1 protein-coding gene is annotated in these 1,085 nt (G+C 76.1%); it reads right to left on the reverse strand.

The genetic code is table 11. The features are described from left to right. Positions 1 to 975, reverse strand: a 975-nt coding sequence (locus tag OO57_RS37850) for a serine/threonine-protein kinase (RefSeq protein ID WP_158715394.1), incomplete at its 3' end; no start/stop codon positions are given. Between the last annotated feature and the right edge of the window lie 110 nt (positions 976 to 1,085).

Below are 1,085 nucleotides of genomic sequence, written 5' to 3' on the forward strand. Positions count from 1 at the left end.
GGCCTGCGGGGGCGGGGCCGGGGTCGGGGCGGCCAGGACGGTCGGCGGGGGCGGCTGCACCGGGGCGGGCCGCGACTCCAGGTCCAGCAGCGCGACGGCCATCCGCGCCACCTCCTCCGACACCGCGCCCGGCAGCCAGCCCCGCTCGCCGAGCCGGGTCAGCCCCGCGGCGCTCCGCTCCAACCGCGCCCGGGCCTCCGCCGGGGTCGGCCTGCGCTCCGGCTCCTTGTCCAGGCACGCCCGCACCAGGCCCAGCAGGTCCCCGTCCAGGCCGCCGAGCTCCGGCTCCTCGTGGACGATCCGGTAGAGCAGCCCCGCCGCGCTGTCCTGCTCGCCGAACGGGGCCCGGCCGGTCGCGGCGAAGGCCAGCACCGCACCGAACCCGAACACGTCGCCCGCCGGACCGGACGGGCGTCCCTTGGCCTGCTCCGGCGACATGAAGCCCGGCGAACCCACCACGTACCCCGAGCGGGTCAGCGCGGAAGTCGCGTCCAGCGCACGGGAGATGCCGAAGTCGATCAGCCGCGGCCCGTCCAGCGCCAGCAGCACGTTCGACGGCTTCACGTCCCGGTGCACCAGCCCCAGCGCGTGCACCGCCTCCAGCGCGTCGGCCAGGCCCGTGCCCAACGCCCGTACCGTGTCCGGCGGCAGGGCGCCGAAGCGGTGCACCGCGTCCGTCAACGAGGGCCCCGCGACGTAGCCCGTGGCCACCCACGGCTGCGGCCCCTCCGTGTCCGCGTCCAGCACCGGCGCGGTCCACCGGCCGCCGACCCGCTGCGCCGCCGCCACCTCCTGCCGGAACCGCTGCCTGAACTCCCGTTCTGCGGCGAACTCCTGACGGACCGTCTTCACCGCCACCGTCCGCCCGCCCGCCGTCCGCCCGAGGAACACCTCCCCCATCCCGCCGGCCCCCAGCCGCCCCAACAGCCGGTACGGACCGATGACCTGCGGATCGCCCTCGCCGAGAGTCTCCAACGTTCCGCGCTCCTAGACTGCTTGCCGAACCACCAGGAAATGCCCCGACACCACGCACGGGATCTTCACGACGCACCCTAGGCCCTCCACCCCACCCCCCACCCCGAGTC

This window comes from Kitasatospora phosalacinea (assembly GCF_000717185.1).
GTDB lineage: Bacteria > Actinomycetota > Actinomycetes > Streptomycetales > Streptomycetaceae > Kitasatospora > Kitasatospora phosalacinea_A.